The sequence below is a fragment of the Campylobacter showae genome (assembly GCF_004803815.1).
Lineage (GTDB): Bacteria > Campylobacterota > Campylobacteria > Campylobacterales > Campylobacteraceae > Campylobacter_A > Campylobacter_A showae.
Window position 1 is genome coordinate 445,392 of the sequence record NZ_CP012544.1, and the last position, 18,729, is coordinate 464,120.

Below are 18,729 nucleotides of genomic sequence, written 5' to 3' on the forward strand. Positions count from 1 at the left end.
ATCAAATCCATTCAAAATCCAAATTTTAAAATATTTTCAGCAGTTTTCCAATCTTTATTTAATATTCTAAAATATTTTCAGAACAATTTATTTCACTATCAAATATTTTACAAGCCAAAATTCTATCAAATAATTTTTTCTCACTATATTATTTCTATTGTATTATTTGCAAATAATATAAAAAATCTTGACATTTTCTATCTTACTTGATATACTTCGCCTAGTATTATCTACAAGTAATACATAAAAGGCTTTATAATGATAAATTTAAACAAAATAGCCGAAATAAAAACTGGCTTAGTGTTAAGTAGAAAAAAGGCCGAGGCACATAGTCCGTCCGAGCACTCGTATAAAATCGTATCGCTAAAGTCGTTTGCAGAAGATACATATTACGACGACGCTTTTGCTGATGAATTTATATCGAGCGAGCAAATAAACGAAGATTATAAAGTGAGCCGAGGCGATATCTTGCTACGGCTTAGGGAGCCAAATTTTGCCGTTTACATAGACAAGGATTATAGTGACCTTGTCTATACGTCTTTGATGGTTCGCATAAGGGTTAGCAGCGATAAATTTGATCCGCATTTTGTGGCGCATTATCTAAATAGCAGCGCCGTTAAAAAAGCTCTTGCACCCGATGTTTCAGGCACTACTATAGCGATGATAAGCGTCGCAAGCATAAACAACATAAAAATACCGACGCTAAATTTGCAAACTCAAAACAAGATAGTAAAATACCTAAATTTAGTCCGCCAAGAGAGCGAAATTTTACAAATTTTGATGGCAGCAAAGCAAAAATACAACAAAAGCATATTTGAAAATTTGATAAAAAAAGAGGAGAACTAAAATGCAAAAGACCACACAAGAGACCATAAACAACGTAGTTTGGAAAGCCTGCGACACATTTCGCGGCACGATGGACGGAAGCGATTATAAAGACTATGTTTTAACTATGCTTTTCGTTAAATACCTATCTGATTTTTACAAAGAAAAGCTCGAGCAGCTCAGAGCAGAGTACGGCGACAAGACCGAGAGGATCGAAGCAAAGCTAAAGAAAGAGAAATTTAAGCTTGATGAGAGCTGCACATTTGAGTATCTTTTGGCGCACAAAGAGGCGGTAAATTTAGGCGAGATAATGAACAAAACGCTAGAAAAGATCGAAGAAGACAACAAAGACAAGCTTGAAGGCATATTTAGAAGTATAGATTTTAACAACAAAAATAAGCTCGGCGACACGAAAGAGAGAAACGCCATCTTGCAAAATTTACTAGAGGATTTTAACGATAGCAGGCTAGACCTTCGCCCATCTATGCTAGAGGGCAACGACATAATCGGCGACGCATACGAGTATCTCATAGCTCATTTTGCAAGCGACGCAGGCAAAAAAGGCGGAGAGTTCTACACGCCTAGCGAGGTTTCTACGCTTCTTGCAAAGCTAGTCGAGCCAAAAGACGGCGACATGATCTATGATCCTACTTGTGGCTCCGGCTCACTTCTTATCAAGGCTTCAAAAGAGGTCGGCAGCAAAAATTTCCGCCTTTACGGACAGGAGAAAAACGGCCAAACTCACGCGCTTTGCAAGATGAATATGTTCTTACACGAGATAAACGACGCCGTTATCGAGTGGGGTGACACGATCAGAAATCCGCTCCACCTGCATGATAACCTCATCAAAACATTTGATATTGTCGTGGCAAATCCCCCATTTAGCCTAGATAAATGGGGCGCTGATTTTGCTGGGAACGATCCTTTTATGAGATTTAGCAGCTATGCTTTACCGCCTAAGAGTAAGGGCGACTACGCATTTGTCGTGCATATGATAAAAAGCCTAAATAAAAACGGCAAAATGGGCGTCGTGCTTCCGCACGGCGTGCTATTTCGCGGATCTAGCGAGGGCAAGATACGCCAAAAGCTGATCGAGGAAAATTTGCTTGACGCCGTTATCGGCCTACCGGCAAATTTATTTTACGGCACGAGCATACCTGCTTGCATACTCGTTTTTAAGAAAAACCGCTCAAACGAAGACGTGCTATTTATCGACGCTAGCAAAGAATTTGAGAAGGGCAAAAACCAAAACTCCCTAACTGCTCAAAATATCGACAAAATAGTCTCAGTCTATAAAAATAGAAGCGAGATAGAAAAATACTCCCACCTAGCAAGCCTTAGCGAGATAAAAGAGAACGACTACAACCTTAATATCCCTCGTTATGTCGATACATTTGAGGAAGAAGAGGCTGTGGATATCGAGGCGACGAAGGCTGAGATTTCACGCCTTGAAGCCGAGCTAAAAAGCGTTCAAGGCAAGATGAGCGAATATCTTGCGGAGCTTGGATTATGAGCGAATTTAAAAATTTACCGAGCGGGTGGAAAGTCGTGAGACTCGGGGAAATTGGAAAAATAGTAAACGGGCTAACATATAGTCCTGAAAATGTTTCAAATAATGGATTGTTGGTCTTACGCTCGTCAAACATAAATGATAATTCTATTGTTCTTAATAATGATGATGTATATGTAAAAGGCATATCAAAATTTAATAAAACGCTAGAAAATGATATTTTAATTTGCGTGAGAAATGGTAGTAAAAATTTAATTGGTAAAAGTGCATTAATTACAGAAAAATATAAGGATTTAGCATTTGGTGCGTTTATGGCTATTTTTCGAAGCAACTATAATTTATTCTTGATACATATCTTTAAAACAAATACGTTTTTTAAACAAGTAAAAAACGATCTTGGGGCAACGATAAATTCAATCAATAATGGTAATTTATTAAATTTTAAAATTCCACTTCCGCCATTAGACGAGCAAAAAAAGATAGCGGAAATTTTATCTACTTGGGATGAGGCTATAAATTTAACTATAAATTTGATAGAAAGCAAAAAGCAGTTTAAAAAAGCTCTTATGCAAAATTTACTCACGGCCAAGATCCGCTTTCCCCAGTTCAAAGACGAGTGGAAGGAAACAAAGCTGGGTAAAATTTTAAAAGAGCATAAAATTAAAAGTGATAACAAAAGTGAGGTTTTTTCTGTATCTGTTCATAAGGGGATTATTAACCAAATAGAACATTTGGGACGTAGTTTTTCAGCTGAAGATACATCAAATTATAATTTGGTAAAGCCATTTGATTTGGTGTATACAAAAAGTCCAACGGGGGACTTTCCATTCGGCATTATAAAGCAAAATTTAAACCCTTTTAATGTTATTGTTTCTCCATTGTATGGAGTATTTGAGCCGATAAATAAATTTTTAGGTACTTTATTGCATTACTTTTTTGAATCATCAATAAGGACAAATAACTATTTGAAGCCAATTATACAAAAGGGGGCAAAAAACACCATAAATATTAGTAATGATACTTTTTTATCAAGAAGCATTCTAGTGCCTATAAATTTAGACGAGCAACAAAAAATCGCAGAGGTTTTAATGGCTTGCGATGATGAGATAAATTTACTAAATTTAAAGCTGGAAAATTTGAAAAAACAAAAACAAGGCTTGATGCAAAAACTACTAAAAGGAGAAATAAGAACATGTTATGTGAAAAAAGCAATGTAATAATGGCAATCGCATATGATTTTGACGGAACACTAGCAAGAGGCAATATACAAGAAAATTCTTTTATACCAACAACGCTAGGTATAAAAAAAGAAGATTTTTGGAACAACGTAAAGGAACTATCTGAAGAAAACAATATGGATGAGATATTGTCATATATGTATTTGATTGTGACAAAAGCATATGGTGCTGGTGCAAAAATTACAAGAGAGGAGCTTAGCAAACACGGTAAAACTGTTAAATACTTTAACGGCGTGGAAGAGTTTTTTGAAAGGATTAATGATTATGCTGCACAAAAGGGGATATCGATTGAGCATTATATAGTATCATCAGGTACCAAAGAAATGATCGATGGAACGACTATAGCGAATAAATTTAAAAATATTTATGCGTCATCATTTATGTATGATGAATACGGCAAACCGACTTGGCCAGCTTTGGCAATTAACTATACGACAAAAACTCAATATTTATACAGGATAAGCAAAGGAATTCTTAACGCTTGGGACAATAAACTAATTAATAAATATATACCAGAGAATGAAAGAAGTATTTTATTTGAGAACATGATATATATAGGTGATGGAGAAACTGATGTTCCAGCTATGAAGTTACTAAAAACTAATGGTGGAACTTCAATTGCTGTTTATGATGAAAATAAAGAGACTGCCAAAACACTTTTGGAGCAAAATAGAGTTAATTATATTGCCAAAGCTGATTATACTGATGGATCGGAGATAGATGCTATTATAAAATCTACGATAGATAGAATTAGTTTAAATTTAAAAAATGGAAAATTGCAAATATATAATAAGCAAAATATTGTAGAAAAAAACATACAAAAATCCAATAATCAAGCAAGGAATAAACAATATTATTTAAGTGTTCTTAAAACGGAAGGATTTAAATTAGAAGATACTAACAAAACAAATAAAATATATTTAAAAAAATATTCATGGGATGACCACAGATATCAAACCTCGTTTTATATATGGAATAATGGAAATTATATTGGAACAGCTAAAATAGCGAAATTAAATCAAAATAAAAATGAGCATACTGCAGATTTACTGGAGAAGAATTTTGATAAGTTAGATGATGATTTTTTCTCTGTTATACGCTTTAAAAAAGATGAGATAGATGAAGAGACTAAAGAGGCATTGAGGTTTTTATTGAATGATATTAGTAATACTAATAAATACGATAATAATGAAATTGTAAAAAAATCTTTAAAGAGAAGTTAGCCAAATAAGGATACCAAATGACCCCAGATACTTCAGAAAATAAGATCCAGCAAAACAGCATAAATTTACTTCAAAGCTTGGGCTATAAATTTATAAGCAGGGAGGAAAATTTAAGGCTTCGTGGCGGTAAATCAAGCGAGGTTTTGTTTAGGGAAATTTTAACCCAAAAGCTTGGCGAGATAAACGGCTACGAGTATAAGGGCAAGAGGTATAAATTTAGCCAAAGTAATGTCTTAAAAGCGGTCGATGAGCTAGCTGGGGTATCTTTAAACGAAGGGCTAATGGTCGCAAATGAAAGGATCACAAATTTACTCTTGCTTGGCACTAGTTTAGAAGAAAATTTAGAAGATGAGACAAAAAGGAGCTTCTCTTTTAAATTTATAGACTTTGAAAATTTACAAAACAACGATTTTTATGTAACGGAAGAATTTGAAGTAAGCAGAGTAAGCCAGAGCGACGCACAAAAGCACAGAAGGCCTGATCTCGTGCTTTTTATAAACGGCATACCAATAGTCGTGATCGAGCTTAAAAAATCAAGCGTGAGCTTTGAAAACGGCATAAAGCAGCTTGAAAAAGAGCAGGGCAAAGATGAGATAGCGCACCTTTTTAAATACATCCAGCTAACCATCGCGGCAAATGGAAGTGGGGCAAGATACGGCACTACTGGTACGCCGTTTAAATTTTATAGCGTGTGGAAAGAGCAGGACGAAGCCAAGGCAAAAGAGAGCTTAAAAAGCGTGATAAATGGTAGAGAGGTAAGCGCGCTTGATATGACGCTCTTTGCGCTACTATCTAAAGATAGGCTGCTAAGGCTAGTTAGGCACTATATAGTGTTTGATAAAAGGATGAAAAAAGTTTGCAGATATCAGCAGTTCTTCGCTATCGAAGAGACGCTAAAGAGGGTATCGGCGAAAAAAGACGGAGCAAGAGCGGGCGGACTCATCTGGCACACGCAAGGAAGCGGCAAGTCGCTCACGATGGTGATGCTAACAAAGCTTTTAAAGCAAATTTACATAAACTCAAAGATCATCGTCGTAACTGACAGGATAGATCTAGATGGACAGATACACGAGACTTTTGAAAATACGGACATGAAAGCAGGGCGAGCAAGTAGCGGAAGCGATCTGATAGAAAAGCTACAAAGCGGCATTAGCGTGATAACTACGCTCGTGCATAAATTTGAAAAGGTGAAAAATCAAAAGGTAGTGATAAGAGATGGCGATATATTTGTGCTAGTGGATGAGAGCCACCGCACGCAAGGCGGAGATTTACATAAGGCTATGAAAAAAGCGCTGCCTCTTGCTTGTTATATAGGATTTACCGGCACGCCGCTTTTAAAGCGTGAGAAAAACAGCTTTGCTAAATTTGGCGGAGAAATTCATAGATATACGATAGATGACGCGGTAAAAGACGGAGCTGTGTTGCCACTACTTTACGAGGGGCGATATGTGGGTCAAGAGGTGCTAGACCCTGAGGGGCTAACTAGGAAATTTGACCTCATATCAAGAGAGCTTGGCGATGAAGCTAAGAGGGACTTGCAGCAAAAGTGGGCAAGGTTTGAGCGTGTGGCATCAAGCGAGCAAAGGCTAGAGCTAATAGCGGTTGATATAAATGAGCATTTTAAAAAGAGTTTAAAGATGGCAAAAGGCGGTTTTAAGGCGATGCTAGCAACGCAAAGAAAATATGACGCCATAAAATATTATGAGATATTTGAAGAATTTGGAGAGATAAAAAGTGCTTATGTGATATCAAGTAACGAGCATGAGGAGCTTGAGGGCGGACATAAAGAGTATGTCGCAAAAGCGTGGCAAGAGACTATAAGGGGCTACGGCAGCGAGGAAGAGTATCTAAAGCATGTGAAGGATGAATTTATTTATGGCGACGAGATAGACTTGCTTATTGTTGTGGATAAGCTTTTAACGGGATTTGACGCACCGAGAGCAAGCACGCTTTATATAGATAAACAGCTAAAAGAGCACAATTTGCTCCAAGCAATAGCTAGAGTAAATAGGCTTTATGACGGGAAAGACTACGGCTACATTATTGATTATAGAGGGCTTTTAGGCGAGCTTGATCAGGCGCTTACTAGCTATGCTTCGCTAAGTGGCTTTGACCCAGAAGATATAACTGGAGCCGTGATAGATGTAAGAAGCGAGATAATAAAGGCAAAGACTTACTATACTCATCTGGACGATCTTTTTAGCAGTGTGAAATTTAAAGACGATCTAGAAAGCTACGTGGCGGTTTTAGAGGACGTGCAAAAACGAGATGACTTTAAAGAGTGGCTATCACAGTTTGCTAGGGCGTTTAAACTAGCGCTTTCAAGTGAGAAAATTTATGACATATTAAGCGAAGAGGAGATCAAAGCTTATAAGCAGAGGGTTAAATTTTATAACGAGCTAAGAAAGGCGGTACAGCTAAGATATCACGAGGCTTGTGACTTTGGCAAATACGAAGCGCAGATGCAAAAGCTGCTCGATACTTACGTAAATGCACAAGGGGTCAATGAGCTTACGAAGCTTGTAAATATCTTTGAGACGGAATTTGACGATGAGGTGCAAAGGGTAGAGGGCAAAAACGCAAAGGCTGATACGATTATCAGCGCCGTAAGTGCGGTGGTAAAAGAGAAAATGGACTCAAATCCAGCATTTTATAAATCAATAGCGCAGCAGATACAAGACATCATCGACGAGTATAAAGCAAAAAGGCTAAGTGAGGAAGAAAAACTTGCCAAAGCAAAACTACTAAAAGACCTAATAACTGGTGCTTTAAAGCCAAATGAAGACAGGTATCCAAAAGAATTTAATGGTAAGAAAATTTTATTTGCTATTTATGATAATTTGCTTGACATTTTGGCAGATGTGGAGCTTGTGGATGTTGAGGTAGTTGCTAAAAATTTGAGCGTGAAATTTTATGAAATTTATGAAGAAGCCTCTAAAAAACCAGAATGGCACAAAAATATGGACGTGGAAAACGAGATAACAAGCGCGATGGAAGACGCTCTTTGGGACGTAGAGGATGAATACGGTGTTTCTATCGATGATAAAGAGAAAATTTATCAAACTATCCGTGGTATAGGGATAAGCTTTTATGCAAAGTGACGTAAAAATCATCAAAAAAGATGTAAAAAATATCACTTTAAAAGTTAGGCCAAACGGCGAAGCGATACTAACTGCGCCAAATTCGGCAAACGATGAGCATATAAAATTTATCATGCAAAAAAGAGCCCAGTGGATATCGCAAAAACGGGCGTTTTTTGCTTCGTTTAAGACGCCGCAAAAAGAGTATGTAAGCGGCGAGGATTTTAGATATCTTGGGCGAAGTTACCGGCTAAAAGTGGTGCAGTCTAAGGAGGAGTGCGTAAAGCTTCAAAGGGGTTATCTAGAGCTATTTGTAAAAGATAAAAGCGACCTAAAGCGAAAAGAAAATTTGATTTATGAGTGGTATCATGAAAAGGCGATGCTATATTTTTTTAACATCTTGCAAGAGTTTAACAAGATAGTAAAGCAAGATATCAAAAGCGTAAAAATAAGGCAGATGAAAACAAGATGGGGAAGCTGCAATCCATATAAATCATATATAAATTTAAACATAGAGCTTATAAAAAAGCCAAAGGCGTGTATCGAGTATGTCGTATTTCACGAGCTAGCTCACTTGCTGTATCTCGACCACTCAAAGAAATTTTATGACTATCTGACGCTTTATATGCCCGACTGGCAAAAACGCAAGGAAATTTTAGATAGAGCCGTGTCGTAAAATATTTTTGAGACTCGAGTTTTCTAAAAAAGCGTAAGAAATATGATTTTGCCGAGCGGTTAAGTTTTTAGAAAAATCGCGCAGGTAAAGCCCTCCGCGCTCCAGTGCCTAAAAGCACAGTCGTACGGAGATCGCTCTAAAAAGGGCGATTCCGCTTAAAATTCGACTCTATTTATATAATAAAAGGCTCAACGGAACTTAATACAAATACAAGGAGCATTAAGTTACGATGAGTTCGATGAAAAATAAATATATAGTCCGTTCCCGAATTTCGGAAAAGAAATTTAGAGAAATTCTATGGTATTTCTCAGCCGATATAGAAGCTGTAAAAATAGCAGAATTTACTGATATCTCAGAAAAAACAATCAACCTTGCGCTTGCACTCTCTTTGAGAAAATAACTAAAAATATCAGAATTTTGATGTCTAAAGAGTGTGAGAAGATATCTAAGTTTTCAGGTGAAATTTCCAGCTCGCAAGCTCGCCTAGAAGCTCCGCTTTGAAATAGATGAAAGTTACTTTGGATCTAAAAGAGTAAGAGGTCTTGTGCTTGCACTCTCTTTGAGAAAAGAGGTAGAGGAGCAGCAAATAAAACACCAGTGTTCGGAATGCTAAAGCGTGACGGTAAAGTCTATACCCAAATAGTTAAAAACTGCTCTGCAAATGAACTGATACCGATATTATCGGAGTTTCTCAAAGAGAGTGCAAGCACAAGAGTGAATTAGACGAGAGTGTGATTTATTCTGATTGCTGGAAAGCTTATGACGGATTGGTTGATTACGCAGCCTTGGCTCACTACAGAGTGAAGCACTCTAAAAATGAATTCGCTAATGGTAAAAATCATATAAACGGTATAGAAAACTTTTAGCTGCGACTTCGTCTTGCTACTGTAAACAGACGGGGATATGCTAAACATAGACTAGCTAAATTTAAAGGGATAAAGAAAGAAAATTTCTTGCTTCATTTAAAAGAATGTGAATTTAGATACAATAACAGTAAAGATACGAAGGAGTTCTATCATATTCTACTAAAGATGATAATAGAGAATCCGCTTAAGTTCCGTTGAGCCTAATAAAATCTATTTTAAAATTTCTTTAGCTATACTTTACAAAATCATTTAAAGGCGAAAAATGTTTAAAAAAATCATGTTGTTTTTCTTTGCGTTTTTGGGCTTTTGCTTTGCGATGACGCCTGAGCAGATCAAGGACTACATCGCCCAAAATAGCGAAAACATAGAGCAGCTGCAAGGCACTCCGTCTAAAATTTACGCCAGCTCGCCGCCGCTTTTATATATGCTCTACGCGCTTGATCCCGCTAAAATCAGCGGTACGAATTTCGAGTGGAACGACTACGAGCGGCCCTACGTCAAAAAAGAGGTGCAAGAGCAGCCCGTCGTGGGCGGCTTTTTCGGTCAGGGTAAAATTCCAAACGTCGAGATGCTGCTACGCCTAAATCCCGATCTCATCCTCGTAAACGCAAGCTCGCGCAACACCAAAAAGATGAGCGAGGTTTTCGGCTCTATCAAAAAACCGATGCTCTATCTAAGCGCGACGAAGCTCGAGGATTATCTGGACGGGTTTGAAATTTTAGGCGAAGTGACGGGTAAACAGGAGCGCGCCGCACGTCTCATAAACTATGCGAAAGAGTCGCTAAATTTGACCGCGCAGATCGAGGAATACATCAAGAAAAACAACCTGCAAAAGGTGAAAATTTACTACGCGCAAGGCGGCGACGGGCTAGCCACCGAGTGCGAGGGCTCGTGGCACGCGACGCTCATCGAGCGAGCCGGCGCACAGAACGTGCATAAGTGCAGCGAGGATCCAAACGCCAAATCCTTCGGGCGCGTAAAGATCAGCTTCGAACAGCTCGTTAAATACGACCCCGACGTCATCCTCATCTACGAAAAAGAGCTGTTTGATAAAATTTACGGCGATCCGAAGTGGCAGCTGCTGGGCGCGGTGAAAAACAAAAAGGCCTACTACATCCCGCGCGAGCCTTTTTCGTGGTTTGACCGCCCGCCTTCGTTTATGAGGTTTTTGGGGTTAAAATGGCTGGTAAATTTAATCTACCCCGAAGCGTTTAAATTTGACATGGTCCGCGAGACGCGCGAGTTTTACAAGCTATTTTTGGACCTTGAGCTTACAGACGCGCAAATTTATAAAATTTTAGGACGGGGTGCGGAGTGAGTAAAGAAAAATGAGTAAAAAGGCGTTTGCATTTTTAGCCCTACTGCTGGCGCTTTGCGTCGCAGGTTCGCTGCTGCTTGGCAAATACGGCTTTGGCGCAGAGGACTACGCGCGCTACGTCACGGCGCTGTTGCGGGGCGAAAGCTTAAAAGATTTCGAGGTCATGCACACGCTCTTGCTCGAGATCCGCCTGCCGCGCATACTTGCGTGCGCGACTACGGCAAACGCGAGCTCGCATCCCTCGTCGCCTACGTGCCGCAGACACACGCGCCGTCGTATGACTACAGCGTCTTTGACGTCGCTCTGATGGGCGCGCTGTGCAGGACGCCGCTGTTTTCTAGCTTTAGCGCGGCGGATAAAAAGCTAGCCGAGCAGGCGCTGGAAAAGATGGGCATCGCGCATCTAAAAAATGCGTCCTACACAAAGGTCAGCGGCGGCGAGCGGCAGCTGGCGTACATCGCGCGCACGCTGGTTCAGGGCGCGAAAGTGATCTTTATGGACGAGCCTACAAACGGGCTGGACTTTGGCAATCAAATCAAATTGCTCGAGATGATAAAGGCGCTGGGGGATGAGGGATACACCTTCGTACAGACGACGCACTACCCGCGTCACGCGAAGTTCGTTTCAAATTTGACGCTATTTATAAAGGATGGCGAAATTTTAGCCTTTGGGCGCAGCGAGCAGCTCATAAACGCCGAAAATATCGATAAAATATACGGCATAAACTACGAAAGATACGAGGATAGATTATGATTTTACCTTCAAACTACGACGAGATCGACTTTGACGCGCTTTATAAGGCGCAAAAGGCAAGAAGCTCGTTTGGTAAAAAATTTGCCGCGGATTGGGACAAAAAGGCGCCCAGCTTCAACGAGGGCGTGATGAAAAGCGTCTACGCGCAAGAATTTATAGATAAGGTCGATTTTACGGGCGTTTCTACGTTGCTTGATTTTGCTTGCGGCGAAAAAAGCGGATCAAATTTGCGGCTACGACTTTTCGCCTAAGATGCTAGAGTTTGCCAGGCAAAACGCTCAAATTTACGGCGTAAAAAACGTTAAATTTGCGCAAAAAGCCTTTGAGGACGACTGGTCGGACGTGCCCGCGTGCGACGTGGTTTTTGCCTCGCGCTGCCTTGAGGTGGGCGATCTAAAAACCGCACTTAACAAGCTTCTTTCAAAGACCAAAAAATCGCTTTATATCACATTTAAGGTCGGCGGAAGCTTCGTGGATGACGAGATTTTGGATGCGATAGGGCGCAAGATAGAGCAAAAGCCCGACTTCGTCTATCTTTTAAACATCTTGTTTCAAATGGGCTATTTGCCAAGCCTAAGCTACATAAAAGCTAAGTGCCATGCGGGCCCGGAAACAAGCGCGCAGGAGCTCATACAAAAGACGCGCTGGGGGCTTGGCGGCGAGCTAAGCGAAACGGAGGAGGCGCGGCTAGCGGAGTATTTTAACAGCGGTAAATACAAACCGAGGCAAGAATTTATGCACTGGGCGTTCGTGCAGGTAGATAAAAACGGTTAAATTTGGTTTTTGATTAAGTAAGATAAATTGGGATCAAATTTAAATCAGCAAAGCCGCTCCGCCTTGCTAGTTAAGTTAGTAAATTTGAGTTAGCAAATTTGAAATAGCGAGCATTAATTAAAACGCTCGCTATTTAAAGAAATTAAGCACCTATAATGATGTGGCTAGCTTTGATTATAGCCGTTACTTCATCGCCTGCTTTTAGAGCTAGGTTTTTAGCAGACTCGTTAGTGATGATAGCGCTTAGCTTATCGCCACCTGCTATCTCGATATCTACTTCAGCGTTTACCGCACCCTCTACTACTTTTACTACCTTACCTTTTAGTTGGTTAGTAGCGCTTAGCTTTAGACCATTCTCGCCTTTAGCTACTATGATATAAGAAGCTTTAAATAGATAAACTACCTTTTTACCTGCTACTAGATCTAGAGCCTTTTGGCTATCTACGGTTACGGTTGCTTTTACAGTTTCTCCGCCTTGCAACTTTGCTACTACTAGAGAGTTTACCGCTCCCTCTCTTACCTCTGTGATTTGAGCTGACAGTTGATTTCTTGCGCTAAACATTGCGTTTTCCTTTGTGATTAAATTTGATTTCGTATTAAAATCTGAGCGAATATTAACAACTTAAACTTTTATAAAACTTAAAAAACGAATATGCAAAATTCTAACTTTGTCACTAAAATATTCTACATTAACGATTATCGGAATTTTAGGTATTTTGATAAATGAAGTAGAAAAATTTAATTTCGTAAATTGGAATTCGGGGCAAATATTTTTTGAGTTAAATGCGGAAAGAAAAAGTCAAATTTAGACTAAACTAGTAGTGAAGCTTTTTGTGGCGGTTACGGAAATTTTGTATTTAAGATATATGCTAAATTCGCATATATAAATCATCATCAGATACCGATAAAATCGCACTAAAAATAGTTTAAGTTTTTGCTTGATTTAAGCAATAATTCACTACAATCAAATCTTAAATTTAGATTTTCAAGCTATCATTTCGCAAAAATTAAGGAAAATCATGCAACCTATTTTTACGACGCAAATCATCAAATTTAAAGGCGCGCAAAAAAGTGCCGTTGATGATATTTTGGTGCGCGAGATCAAGCTTGAGATCTACATAAACGGCAAGCGTTTCGGCGCGCTCATGGCGACACCGACCGATCAGGAGGCTCTAGCTACGGGCTATCTCATCAGCGAAAATTTGATCGCAAGTCCTGAGGATATCGAGAGTATAGAGCTTTCAGGCGACGCTTTAAGCGTGTGGGTAAAGGCTAAAATCAACGAAAAGCGCCTCGAGCAGTTTGACGAGGAAAAGGTGATAATTAGCGGTTGCGGACGCAGCTCGACGGCAAACATCGACCCTGAGGCTATGGCGGCACGCTCTATAAAGGCCGACGTAAAATTTCACAAAGACGAAATTTTGCGCCAGATGGGGCAGTTTTACACGCAGTGCGAGCTTTACGAGATGACGGGCTGCGTGCACACGGCCAAGCTTTTCGTGAGCGGCGAGCAGTTTCACATCGGCGAGGATATCGCTCAGCACAATACCATAGACAAAGCCGTCGGCAAAGCTATACTAGCCGGCTCGCAGCTACAAAATTCGTTTTTGATGGTGAGCGGGCGCTTAAGCTCTGAGATGGTCGCAAAAGCCGTCATGCACGGCATCCCCGTGCTCGTCTCGCGCACGGCTCCTACTAGCCTTGGCGTCGTGATAGCGCGTAAATTTAACCTCACGCTGTGCGGCTTTGCGCGCGGCGAAAACATAAACGTATATAGCGGCGCGGAGAGAATCTATGAGTGAGCAAATCCGAGAACTGATAACAAAACTGCTAAATCCAAAGGGCAGGCTGGACTGCGGCGCGGCGTTTAAGATCGCCGCAAAACTGGGCGTAGAGGTCGGGCTGGTTAGCGACGAAGCCGAAAAAATGGGCGTAAAGATCGACAACTGCGAGCTAGGGCAGTTTGGCGGGCTGGAAAACGGACGCGGCAAATACACCGTTATGACGCAGCTAAAGCAGATGACCGACGAAAAAGACAGGATCCTGTGCAAAGACGCTAGAGACGTGGCTGCGGGCGTGGGGCTAAAGACGATCCGCTCGACGCTAAAAGACTATAAAATCGACGTAAAATACTGCCAGCTAGGGTGCTTTAAGGAGAAGAAAGGAAAAAAGATGAGAGTAAAAACCAAAACTTGGATAGAAAACGACGAGGGCGAGCTGATCTTCGGTAAGGGCAAAACCGAAGTCCTAGACGTCATCGCCGAGGTCGGCTCGATCTCAAAGGCCGCCGAAATCCTAGGAATGAACTATAAAAAATGTTGGAATCATCTGCAAATTTTGCAAAAAAATCTAAAAGAGGAGCTTTTTACGACTAGGCAAGGCGGCGGCGAAAACGCCGGCACGACGCTAAACGAGCGCGCGCATGAGCTCATAAACGCCTATAGGCAGCTTCAAAACGACATCGAGGATTTTGCGGATAAGCGCTTTAAGGAGTTGTTTTTGAAAAAAGACGGCGAGAAAAATGACGCAACTAAAGAAGATAAAAAGAAATAAAACCACATCAATTTAAGGGAGAAAAAATGTACGTAAAACTAAACGATAGGGTCTATCTAAACAAAGATAAGATCACCAGAGTAAAGGTAGATAGCGTCCAAGACGGTATCAGGATCCGCTTTTACGAGGGGCAAAATCAAGTCGCTAAAAGCGGACGCTTCGAAACCGAAGCAAAAGCTATCGAGTGGCTAGAGAAAAATTTTATAAATAAATAAAATTTCCGCCTCTCGCAAAGGGTTGCGAGCCTATGCGGCTAGCGTCTCTTTGCCTTAAAAACTCGCAACGAACAGCTAAATTTAACCTCCAAATTTCCTAGTCTTTCCACCGCAAAAGCCCCAAATTTGCGAAAATTTACTATAATTACCGTATCAAATTTAAAGAGTAAAAAATGGCAAATTTAGACGAAATAAAAAAAAATATCATCCTAAAACCTGGCGTGCACTATTTTGATTACACGGCTTCGGGGCTTGCTTATGAGCCCGTAGAGCGCGAGATAGCGGACGTTTTAAAAACCTACGCCAACACCCACTCCGACAGTAGCTCAAGCGCTATCATCACGCAGCGGCGCTACGAGGGCGCGCGCGAGAGCCTGAAAAAGCTGCTCGGGCTTGACGAGCGATTTTATCTCATCGCCTGTGGACAGGGTGCGACGGCCGCGATCAAGAAATTTCAGGAGCTGCTTGGCATCTACCTGCCACCTGCGACCAGAGGCGCGATCGGCGAGGTAAATTTGCGCGCCGCGCAGCTTCCGCTCGTGCTCGTTTCGCCCTACGAACACCATTCAAACGAACTTAGCTTTCGCGAGGGGCTTTGCGACTACCTGCGCGTGCCTCTTAGCGAGGGCGGAGAGATCGATCTGCTCGCACTCGAGCGCATCCTAAAGCTAAACGCAGCACGCCGCATCATCGGCTCGTTTAGCGCCGCCTCAAACGTCACGGGCGTCGTTAGCGACTACAAAAAGATCAGCGAGCTAATCAGAGCTGCGGGCGGGATCGTGGCCTTTGACTGCGCGGCGCTGAGCTCGCACGCAAATTTAGATTGCGACTACTTTGACGCGATTTTCCTCTCGCCGCATAAGCTACTTGGCGGACCTGCTAGCTGCGGGCTTTTGGCGATCAAAAAGGAGCTGCTCAGTAGCGACGTGCCAACATTTGCCGCGGGCGGGACGGTCGCCTACGCCAGCCGCGAAGGGCACGTTTTTTTAAAAAATCCCGAGCAGCTAGAGGAGGGCGGCACGCCGCCTATCACCGGGCTAATGCGGGCAAATTTGGCTTATGCGCTGCGAAACGAGGTCGGCTTTGAGAGGATAAAAAGCGCCGAGGACGAGCTAGCACGGCTTTTTGAGAGCGAGCTAGCGGGCATTGACGAGGTCATAAACTACGCTCCAAAGGGCGCGCCGCGGCTGCCGATAATCTCCTTTAACGTGCGCGGCGTCTCGGCGTATGATTTCGCCGCGAGCCTTAGCAACGACTTCGGTATCCAGACGCGCGCAGGCGTGATGTGCGCGGGCCCGTATGCTCACGATCTGCTGGGTATCAAGGAGGGGCGCATGCCAGAAAGTAAGCCCGGCTTCGTGCGCGTGAGCCTGCACTACACGCACACCGAGCGCGACGTGCGCTATCTCACGGGCGCGATAAAATCCTGCATCAAAAAGCACCGCGAAATTTGGGGTGAGGAAAAGGCAATGTACGAGATGTTCGGCGGGAAAATTTAGTTTTACAATAGCGGTTAATTAGAAGCAAAATAAATAAATTTAAAGAGGCGCAACAGATGAAAATTCAAATAATATCTTATTCTGAAATATTTAAAGTAAATGATCCGCATATACTTCACACCATTAGAACTTTTGATTGTCCTATGAGTTTTGATGAGTTTGATCTAAATATTATAGATTTAAATAGTCCCAAATTGTGGAGTTTCAGTCTTGAAGACCAAAAATGTAACAGGGCCATATATTGTATTAAAACATTAAAAGAAATTATGGAGAACTCTAAAAAAAGCATGTCTATCATATTAATGCCTGCGAACACAAAAGTATCATTGCTTCGTTCTGGAGGCTTAACTGCTCAAACTATTTTAATTAAAGATATTATCAAGCAAATTAATTATGAACTATGCGAATTAACCTTGTCTTATGCGCGGCTAAGATATGAAATAAGTACAACAACCATAGACGAGCAAAATTTTTATTCCGATTTTATATTTGACAATGTGGATGGCGAGACTATCAAATGGTCAAATGGAGGTAAGAGCACAATAGTCAAACATAATGAGAGGCTATATTCGACTACTCTTCTTATCAAAAACGCAACTAATGATTTAGAAATTTTAATATCATTTATTGTTTCTAGATTCCAAAAATCCGATGTTCCTGATTGGTTTAATGGTTTTGAGTATTTCGATGATGTAATGCTGAAAAACAAACGCAACAAATTATTGGATATATATCGGCAAATTGAAGATATAGATAGGCAAATTGATGAAAATAATAAATTCAAATCAATCCTATATTCAACAGGAGATGAGCTAGTTGGTGTAGTGAAGGAAATTTTAGTAGATATTTTCAAACTAACAGACAGTCATTTTACAGATGTGAAAAAAGAAGATTTTAGATTCGAATTTGAAGATGTTAACTTTATGGTAGAGATAAAGGGAATAAATACAAACGTCAAAAATAGCAATATAGCACAGTGTAAGAAACATGTAACTGATTTAATAGCCGAAGACGATACCAAGTCTCCTGGCAATGTAAAAGGCTTGCTAATAGTTAACCCTCAACGTGACATAGAGCCTGGCAAAAGGGAGCCGATACATGCCAATCAAATAAGCTATGCAAAAAGTGAAGGTATATTAATAATAACGACTTTGGAATTACTAAAATTATATCAAGCGTATACTAAAGATGAAGCCGTTGTCAATAAATACTTTGAAGCATTTAAAAACAACGTCGGAGAGTTTAAATTTGAAGAAGAGGCAAAATAAATTTTGATTTATAAAAAGGGCGCAAAGCGCGCCCGAATCACGCAAATTTAAGCCGTAAATTCGACTCAAATTTGCGCGTAAATTAAATTAGTTCTTGCGAGTATTCGCGTCAGGCGTGAAAAGCGGCTTATCTAGCAGCTTAAAGTCGCCGATAAATTTCTGACCCTCTTCGCTCGTCGCCCACTCGATAAATTTATTTGCGTTTTCGATGTCGGCCTTAGCGCAGTGCTTCGGATTTACCGCGATTAGCGAGTAGAAGTTCTTTAGATCGTTGTCGCCCTCATTGATGATGACCATCTCAGGCGCGCCTTTTTTGGTGTCCTCGTACTTGATGTAGGTGCCGCGGTCGGTGAACGTCACGCCCTTTTGCTCGGCTGCCGCGTTGATGGTAGCTAGCATGCCTTGGCCTGTTTGCATATACCAGCTGTCTTTTTCAGGTACTTCGCCGATAATTTTTTTCCAGATACCTTTTTCTTTGTTGTCGGTGCCTGATTTATCGCCGCGAGAGAAAAATTTGATGTTCTCTTTTTTGATCAGCTCAAAGCTCTCTTTTATGTCTTTGCCTTTAAATTTATCCGCGATAGATTTATCGGCGATGACGACGAAGTCATTGTACATTACGGGTTTTCTCTCGACGCCAAAGCCTTTTTCTACGAATTCTTTTTCAACCTTTGGCGAATGCACGAAAAGTATGTCCGCATCGCAATTTTCGCCTAGTTTTAAAGCCGCTCCGGTGCCTACGGCAGTCCATTTGATATCGACGCCGGTTTTTGCCTTATACGCAGGATAGATCGCGTCTAGTAGCCCCGTGTTATCGGTGCTGGTAGTGGTAGCCATGATGAGTTCGCTATCGCCCGCGAACGCCAAAACGCTCGCGATTAGCGAGCCTAATATTACTTTTTTCATTTTTCTCCTTTTTTAAAAAGTATGC

Annotated in this window: 18 protein-coding genes and 1 pseudogene; 17 read left to right on the plus strand and 2 right to left on the minus strand. The window is 41.1% G+C overall.

Annotated features, from left to right (window positions below; translation table 11 throughout):
• The first annotated feature begins 258 nt into the window (after positions 1 to 258).
• The 12 genes and pseudogenes from CSHOW_RS02210 (at position 259) to CSHOW_RS02260 (ending at position 12,263) form a co-directional block, all read left to right on the plus strand.
• Positions 259 to 846 carry a restriction endonuclease subunit S gene (locus CSHOW_RS02210; RefSeq protein WP_004321100.1) on the plus strand — a complete coding sequence of 196 codons (588 nt, stop codon included), beginning with the start codon at positions 259 to 261 and terminating at the stop codon, positions 844 to 846.
• A gap of 1 nt (position 847) precedes the next feature.
• Entirely contained in the window at positions 848 to 2,338 is a 1,491-nt protein-coding gene (locus CSHOW_RS02215; RefSeq protein ID WP_004321099.1) for a type I restriction-modification system subunit M, read from the plus strand.
• Positions 2,335 to 3,552, plus strand: a complete 1,218-nt coding sequence (locus tag CSHOW_RS02220) for a restriction endonuclease subunit S (RefSeq protein WP_081451799.1) — start codon at positions 2,335 to 2,337, stop codon at positions 3,550 to 3,552. The genes CSHOW_RS02215 and CSHOW_RS02220 overlap by 4 nt, the downstream gene beginning before the upstream one ends.
• Positions 3,553 to 3,554: 2 nt before the next feature.
• Positions 3,555 to 4,796 (plus strand): HAD family hydrolase, encoded by a 1,242-nt coding sequence (locus tag CSHOW_RS02225; RefSeq protein ID WP_198400665.1) that lies wholly within the window; start codon positions 3,555 to 3,557, stop codon positions 4,794 to 4,796.
• A 17-nt stretch (positions 4,797 to 4,813) separates the two neighbouring features.
• Complete coding sequence (locus CSHOW_RS02230) at positions 4,814 to 7,897, plus strand: type I restriction endonuclease subunit R (RefSeq protein ID WP_004321096.1); 3,084 nt, start codon at positions 4,814 to 4,816, stop codon at positions 7,895 to 7,897.
• Positions 7,887 to 8,552, plus strand: a complete 666-nt coding sequence (locus tag CSHOW_RS02235; protein ID WP_004321095.1) for a M48 family metallopeptidase — start codon at positions 7,887 to 7,889, stop codon at positions 8,550 to 8,552. The genes CSHOW_RS02230 and CSHOW_RS02235 overlap by 11 nt, the downstream gene beginning before the upstream one ends.
• 229 nt (positions 8,553 to 8,781) lie before the next feature.
• Positions 8,782 to 9,616 (plus strand): annotated as a pseudogene (locus CSHOW_RS02240) (IS1595 family transposase).
• A gap of 64 nt (positions 9,617 to 9,680) precedes the next feature.
• The gene (locus CSHOW_RS02245) at positions 9,681 to 10,736 is read left to right on the plus strand and encodes an ABC transporter substrate-binding protein (RefSeq protein WP_004321093.1); all 1,056 of its coding nucleotides are present in this window, start codon (positions 9,681 to 9,683) and stop codon (positions 10,734 to 10,736) included.
• A gap of 10 nt (positions 10,737 to 10,746) precedes the next feature.
• Positions 10,747 to 11,043 (plus strand): hypothetical protein, encoded by a 297-nt coding sequence (locus CSHOW_RS02250; RefSeq protein WP_004321092.1) that lies wholly within the window; start codon positions 10,747 to 10,749, stop codon positions 11,041 to 11,043.
• A complete protein-coding gene (locus CSHOW_RS02255) occupies positions 10,989 to 11,489 on the plus strand; it encodes an ABC transporter ATP-binding protein (RefSeq protein ID WP_232501994.1) in 501 nt (166 codons plus the stop codon). The genes CSHOW_RS02250 and CSHOW_RS02255 overlap by 55 nt, the downstream gene beginning before the upstream one ends.
• Entirely contained in the window at positions 11,486 to 11,740 is a 255-nt protein-coding gene (locus tag CSHOW_RS10390; protein WP_004321090.1) for a hypothetical protein, read from the plus strand. The genes CSHOW_RS02255 and CSHOW_RS10390 overlap by 4 nt, the downstream gene beginning before the upstream one ends.
• On the plus strand, positions 11,682 to 12,263 hold the full coding sequence (locus CSHOW_RS02260) for a class I SAM-dependent methyltransferase (RefSeq protein WP_232501993.1): 582 nt from the start codon (positions 11,682 to 11,684) through the stop codon (positions 12,261 to 12,263). Before CSHOW_RS10390 ends, CSHOW_RS02260 begins: the two co-directional genes overlap by 59 nt.
• A 142-nt stretch (positions 12,264 to 12,405) precedes the next feature.
• Here CSHOW_RS02260 and CSHOW_RS02265 read toward each other — a convergent pair whose 3' ends face one another.
• Positions 12,406 to 12,825, minus strand: coding sequence for a TOBE domain-containing protein (locus CSHOW_RS02265; RefSeq protein WP_004321088.1), 420 nt, complete (start codon positions 12,823 to 12,825; stop codon positions 12,406 to 12,408).
• A 457-nt stretch (positions 12,826 to 13,282) separates the two neighbouring features.
• Here CSHOW_RS02265 and fdhD point away from each other — a divergent pair, with 457 nt between their 5' ends.
• The 5 genes from fdhD to CSHOW_RS02290 all read left to right on the plus strand — a co-directional run bounded on the left by fdhD (position 13,283) and on the right by CSHOW_RS02290 (position 17,798).
• The gene (gene fdhD / locus CSHOW_RS02270) at positions 13,283 to 14,065 is read left to right on the plus strand and encodes a formate dehydrogenase accessory sulfurtransferase FdhD (protein ID WP_004321086.1); all 783 of its coding nucleotides are present in this window, start codon (positions 13,283 to 13,285) and stop codon (positions 14,063 to 14,065) included.
• Entirely contained in the window at positions 14,058 to 14,816 is a 759-nt protein-coding gene (locus tag CSHOW_RS02275; RefSeq protein WP_004321085.1) for a winged helix-turn-helix domain-containing protein, read from the plus strand. Before fdhD ends, CSHOW_RS02275 begins: the two co-directional genes overlap by 8 nt.
• Positions 14,817 to 14,842: 26 nt before the next feature.
• Positions 14,843 to 15,031: a hypothetical protein gene (locus tag CSHOW_RS02280; protein ID WP_004321084.1), complete on the plus strand. Its 189-nt coding sequence runs from the start codon at positions 14,843 to 14,845 to the stop codon at positions 15,029 to 15,031.
• Positions 15,032 to 15,204: 173 nt separating this feature from the next.
• On the plus strand, positions 15,205 to 16,530 hold the full coding sequence (locus tag CSHOW_RS02285) for an aminotransferase class V-fold PLP-dependent enzyme (protein WP_004321083.1): 1,326 nt from the start codon (positions 15,205 to 15,207) through the stop codon (positions 16,528 to 16,530).
• A gap of 56 nt (positions 16,531 to 16,586) precedes the next feature.
• Positions 16,587 to 17,798 carry a hypothetical protein gene (locus tag CSHOW_RS02290; protein WP_004321082.1) on the plus strand — a complete coding sequence of 404 codons (1,212 nt, stop codon included), beginning with the start codon at positions 16,587 to 16,589 and terminating at the stop codon, positions 17,796 to 17,798.
• Positions 17,799 to 17,885: 87 nt separating this feature from the next.
• Here the strand turns inward: CSHOW_RS02290 and tupA are convergent, their stop codons facing one another.
• Positions 17,886 to 18,704: a tungstate ABC transporter substrate-binding protein TupA gene (tupA, locus tag CSHOW_RS02295; RefSeq protein WP_004321081.1), complete on the minus strand. Its 819-nt coding sequence runs from the start codon at positions 18,702 to 18,704 to the stop codon at positions 17,886 to 17,888.
• Between the last annotated feature and the right edge of the window lie 25 nt (positions 18,705 to 18,729).